We start from the raw sequence: 5241 nt of genomic DNA, 5'->3' as shown, positions 1-5241 counted from the left end.
ATCAGGACCACCCCGGCCATCAGCATGGATTTCTGGTGGCCACCAGCTGAGAGAACCCAAGTCCACCTACCTGGGGATCCTCATGGCCGTTGACACGCAGCTTCCTCTACGACGAGTGAGCTACGCACGCCGAGGCCACCCTTGATCGTCGTGCCATTAAGAGGGGGTAACGAGGGGTCAATCACGGTCACTCGCGATCGGGTTTTCGCCCAGCTCAGAGCCCTCACGTGCCGCGATCCGTGCAGTTCCCAAGCTGACAGCGCGGGTTTCTTTCCCCGTCACCCGTTCCAAGCAAGAAGGTCAGCTCAGGATCACAGGTCCAGGCCCGAGCCTCTTGCTGCAATCAACTCAGTCCAGATCCTGTCCGGGCGCGAGAATACGATCGGCCAACTCCGCTGTGTCAACGTCGCCATCAGGTCCAACGCTGATGGGAGTGGCTCCACCATCAGTATGGATCAGCCAAGCAAGCACCGCCTCAGTCACCGGCGTGCCGTCGTCCCCCTCGTTCCAGTGAGCACGCCATCCACCCCCTGGGATGACGCTCGCAATGCGCTCTCCCTGTTCCAGGTGGGAGAAGTCCGGCCAGTCGGTGACGGGGCGCAGCGCACCCCTTTGGGGATCCGCGACAAGCGCCACCCCAGAAGCCGAATCCCATGCCTCCACCGGTCGCATGCGTCCGGTCTCAGTCTCCGTCCCGGTGAAGATCGCAGTTCAGCCCGTCGCACTGAAGTACCGCATAGATCAATTTTCGCACTACTGCTCCCTCAGAAGCCAAGAAAAACGTCGGTGCGGATTTCTGACCAGCGGGTCGGGCAACCCGTGCCCGTTCGGTTGGCGACGGCGGGGAAGTCGCGGGGACTCACGGTTACTCGACCGGCATACGGCCAGGTCAGCATTTCCCCTGCTCAGGGGCCATGATCTTGAAAGAGTTCCCAAGCCGACAGCGCGGGTTCGATTCCCGTCACCCGCTCTCGGAGAGCCCTGCTATTCACCGCGAGCCGGGGTTGCCGTGTTCGATCTTTGGCACCCGCTATGTGCCCTTTCATCAATGTCGGCCAGAGAAGCCCCTCGACATCCAGACGGCCGGGGCTGAAAGATCCGCGCTAGCATGCGGCGATGGACTGGGGCGCCTTCGAGAAGGCATGGCATGACAGCGGATGTCGCGTCCTGAGTGACCTTGCAGCGGCGTGTCCAGGCGAGCGGCTGTACGGCGCGGCCTTTCATCTCTTCTACATGGACGGCGTCCAGATCCTCCCGCCTGCCCTGGCCGCCAACACTGAGGCAGCGGTACACGAGAACTATGGGTACTCGACGCGGTTCACCCCGCCGGAGTGGCGGTGGGACGTCCTGGACGCCACGAGCGATGCGATGTCACCGTGGTATCAGCGTCTCACTGAGGAGTATCTGGCACCCGCTGCCACCGAGACCGAACAGGATGCGGCGTTGAACGCGCTCGAGGCGGCGCACGACACCGCGATGGCCAACGTCTGCAAAGCCATCACCACGACAGCGCACCGGGGCGACATCCACGCCTCGCTTCCGCCCGGGTTCGTCGTCGTCATCCTCGAAGGGCAACGCGGGGATGAGGAGGCCGGTCTGATCCGGAAGAGCGTCGACCCGCACATGCTGCCGACAGTCCCCGAACTGGCCGAGTATCTGCGGCAACTCGAGGAGACTTGAGCCCCTGGCCGACTCGGCGTCCCTCAGGCAAGATCGACGCCAACTTCATGCTCAGCAACAACCCGTGGGACACCGCCGCAGGCGTCGTCATCGCCTGCGAAGCCGGGGCCACAGTGCTCGATCTCGACGGCAGTCCGCACAGCATGACCGCCCGCGCGACCATCGCCGCAAGCCCCAAGCTCATAGCCGACCTCGTGGAGCTCATCGCCGAGGCTCGCGAGGCCGCAATACATAGCCAGCGCACTGCCGAATAGCTCTTGTAGGTATCAAGCGGTGGTGCGCCGCACCGCCGTACCCGACCTTCCGCCGCCCGCCGCCCGCCGTACGGGCGTGCGGGCGTGCGGGCGTGCGGCCTGGGGGTCGGTCCCAGCCGGTGGCGCCCCGGGCCGCCACCGTATCGCGCATCCTGCTGCACCTAGCCCACTCGCCGACCAACGGCCCGCCGCCGCAGACTGCCTCCGTAACCTCCGCCAGGATGGCCGCTCAGCCAACAGCGCCTCGGAGAAGCGCAGCACGCACGGGTTCGGCCTCAGCCAGCAACGATCGGCCGCCATCGGCCTCTTTCCATAGCTGCCAGAGTTCGGAATCCTCAGAGAGGACACGATCAAGCGCATGCAGCGCGATCGGCACAAGGTCATCGGAAAATCCGATCTTGCCCCCGTCCAGCAGGAAGTCCGGCGCGTATACCGAAGTGACCGACGGCCCCCCACAGCGCTCAGCCGCAACGATAGCTATCGCCGCCATCGCTTCACACCCGTCGTCCGAGTCCAGGCAGCCCCCAGACGTCGCTGCGCCAAGCAGCGCCTGCCGGACCATGCCCGCCCGGTCTCCGGGATCGGCATCGTGTAACTCGCCGCACCAGTCGGCGGCCGTGTCGTTGTCGAAAGGACCGCTGTCCCAAGCTCCCATGCCGCTCCACTCCTCATTTGGGGATCGCGTGCCAACGCGGCATTAACGTACAGGCCAGGACTGACACCTCCGGCGGGGACGCCCCGGCTCCGGGATGACGGCCGCGCGGGACGGAGGACCATAGGTGGCTGAGGTGGAAGCTGATCTCCTCGGAGTCAGCTCATCGCTATGGATCCACACAGCCGCCAGCTGCTCAACACGCACCGCGCCTCACCTTCCACAGCCCTCATTCGGCTACCAACTGCTCCAGCTCCTCATCGGACAGACCCTCAACAGCGGCCTGCATATGGTCCCGAGTAGTGGCCTGGACCACGATCAGATTGGGCTCCCGGAAGTACGCCTCACCTCGGGCGAAGGTATCGGCGATCTCTTGGCCGAGCCGTACGGGGTCGTAGAACACCGGCCGGATGTGGCGGCCGTTCCACTCCACCATGACGCCCTCAAACCAGCCTTTGACCCCGACCTCCCAGGCATAATCGTCGAAGTCGTCAGGCCACCGCGTGGTGAGTATGGCAGGAGCGTACTACCTGGGTGACTGCATGATCGCCGTGCCATTAACCCCGATGAAGAGGGGTCAATCACGGTCATTCGCTACCGGCCCGGTCGACGCGGCCTCCACAGTGCCATCAGTCGAACCAGGCGACCAATCGCACGCCCTCAGGCCCGAACCGCAGCGCCAACGCCTGCATCACTCCGAAGACGTGTTCCCACCCGGTGCCCGGTCCCAGCGCGTCCAGTCGCGTCACCGGGCCATACTCGAGCGTCGCTCCAGAAACCTCCCAGCGACCCATCGGAGCTTCGACGGGCGAGGCACCCAACGGTGGCGTGCCGTACTCCTTCACAACATCCTCGGGCCACTGGTCATCAACCCGATACCGGCTGATCGACGAGTTCTGTCTTGACTGAACATCAAGCACGCCCCTGGCGGCGGGACGAACAGTCATATCCAGATCACGCAGCTCCGCCCATGAAACCCACGTACAGCCATGTATGGCGGCATCGATTCGGGCGCTGTCCTCATAGTCAGTACGAACAGGCTCCGACGCGTCGGCAGGCAGACCACGGCCGGCCGCGACTGGGGTCCAGCCGAGCCGGTTACGAACACCGAAGAGGCAGCCGAACGACTCATAGTCACGGCCGTCATAGAGCGGGTAGAGAGGCATGGACACCGCCCATGCATCCCAGTCGTACCAGTCCTCGTCAGCGCGCGGGTGGCGAGCCTCGATGTAGCCGTAGATGTCAGTGCCCACGCCGACAGGTTAGACATGTTTAGATCGTTTCCTTTTGATCGTGTGCCGGAACGTCCTCTCGCAGGAGAATGAAGCCATGGCCAGACGGTCGGACGGACACGCTCTGGTCTAGAGTGCCCTGTGGCCGAGAACCGATGGTTTCCACTTGACGATGATGACGAGCCCGATGAGGTCCAGGCTGCTTTCATTGACGCGTTGAGAGAATGCGCGGCGTCGTGGTCGCTGACACCTCATGATGCTGAGGTACTGCTTCCGGGCTATGTTGCTTACGGGTATCGCCCCCAACGGGGAGAGACATCCTTCGGCAAGCTCCTTGTCTACGCGGATCTGCCGGCCCCCGGATTGCACCTCAGCCTTATGACGGTAGGTGCTTACCTCGATGGATCCAGGATTCGCGGCGACCAGCTCCACAACCAGTTGCTGACCTTCCCCGCCGAACCCACGCCCCTCGCCTTCACAGGGTCTGGTAGTCCTGCGGAGTTGGCAGCGAGCACGGCCGACTGGTTCGAAACCATCTGGAGGCGTCCGGTCGTTCGCTACGACTGGCTCCGGTTTCGGCAGGTCTACGCGCATAGGTTTCTGTTCGCAGACACGGGCCAGGGTCTGATCGAGGGCAGAGTCCGTACCGCTGCCCTCGGGACGCCTGATCGCATTGTCCACGTCCGAGGCGAAGCAGGCGTGTCCGAGGGTGGGTGACAGCTGACCAGGTCGCAGTGGAAGCGTTCAGTGTGCCCGTTCGCACGGCGACCAGTGGGGAATCACGGAGACTCACGGTCACTCGACCGGCATCTGCCCAGGTCAGCGTTTTCTCCTGCGCAGAGGCCATGATCTTGAAAGAGTTCCCGAGCCGGCAGCGCGGGTTCGATTTCCGTCACCCGTTCTCGTAGCGAAAGCCCAGGCAGACCGCTGGATTCGGTACCTGAGCTTTGATCTTGTCTGGGGTTATTGATCTCTACGTGCCATTAGCATTCCCGGTCATCCGACGGGGCCAGCAGGCCAGGCGGATTGTCGTTCCCTGCGGTCTCGTCGAGCAGGTCAGCGCAGTCTGCGGGATCGGCCGCGTGCCGACCACCGAAGCGCGCCCTGCCGTACGACAGTTCCATCGGCTTCGGGGCGAGAGCCCGGACCTCCACCAGGCCCGCGCGCATCGCGGGTATGTCTGTAGGCGCTCAATCCCCAGCACGCCGGCGTTCGGCGAGGTGGCCCCACACTGATGCGACAGCGATGGAGACGGCCAGTAACACGGCGCTTCCGGCGATGTCGAGGACGTAGTGGTTTCCCGTGATGAGCACGACTGCCGCCATACCTGGTCGCGTCCTCGGAGCGGTGTAAAAGGCTCAACGAGGTAGGTGCCGTGAGTGGATCTTAGGCGGCGGCCGTCTCGGGTGTCGAGTCGGTCGCT

At 64.0% G+C, this 5241-nt stretch carries 5 protein-coding genes; 2 read left to right on the top strand and 3 right to left on the bottom strand.

The window, feature by feature from the left end; all coding sequences use genetic code 11:
• Positions 1-1116: 1116 nt before the first annotated feature.
• Together ABZS69_RS66795 and ABZS69_RS66790 are read left to right on the top strand one after the other, a co-directional pair.
• On the top strand, positions 1117-1680 hold the full coding sequence (locus ABZS69_RS66795) for a DUF4303 domain-containing protein (protein WP_355395538.1): 564 nt from the start codon (positions 1117-1119) through the stop codon (positions 1678-1680).
• Positions 1677-1934 (top strand): inositol monophosphatase family protein, encoded by a 258-nt coding sequence (locus ABZS69_RS66790; protein ID WP_355395535.1) that lies wholly within the window; start codon positions 1677-1679, stop codon positions 1932-1934. Before ABZS69_RS66795 ends, ABZS69_RS66790 begins: the two co-directional genes overlap by 4 nt.
• A gap of 229 nt (positions 1935-2163) precedes the next feature.
• Here ABZS69_RS66790 and ABZS69_RS66785 read toward each other — a convergent pair whose 3' ends face one another.
• From ABZS69_RS66785 to ABZS69_RS66775, 3 genes are all read right to left on the bottom strand, one after another.
• Positions 2164-2589, bottom strand: a complete 426-nt coding sequence (locus ABZS69_RS66785; RefSeq protein WP_355395532.1) for a DUF4259 domain-containing protein — start codon at positions 2587-2589, stop codon at positions 2164-2166.
• A gap of 226 nt (positions 2590-2815) precedes the next feature.
• Positions 2816-3022 carry a hypothetical protein gene (locus ABZS69_RS66780; protein WP_355395529.1) on the bottom strand — a complete coding sequence of 69 codons (207 nt, stop codon included), beginning with the start codon at positions 3020-3022 and terminating at the stop codon, positions 2816-2818.
• Positions 3023-3215: 193 nt separating this feature from the next.
• Positions 3216-3839: a hypothetical protein gene (locus ABZS69_RS66775; protein ID WP_355395526.1), complete on the bottom strand. Its 624-nt coding sequence runs from the start codon at positions 3837-3839 to the stop codon at positions 3216-3218.
• Between the last annotated feature and the right edge of the window lie 1402 nt (positions 3840-5241).

It is taken from the genome of Nonomuraea sp. NPDC005650, assembly GCF_040605375.1.
Lineage (GTDB): Bacteria > Actinomycetota > Actinomycetes > Streptosporangiales > Streptosporangiaceae > Nonomuraea.
Note: the sequence above shows the minus strand (reverse complement) of the source record. Positions and strands in the feature narration are given on the sequence as shown.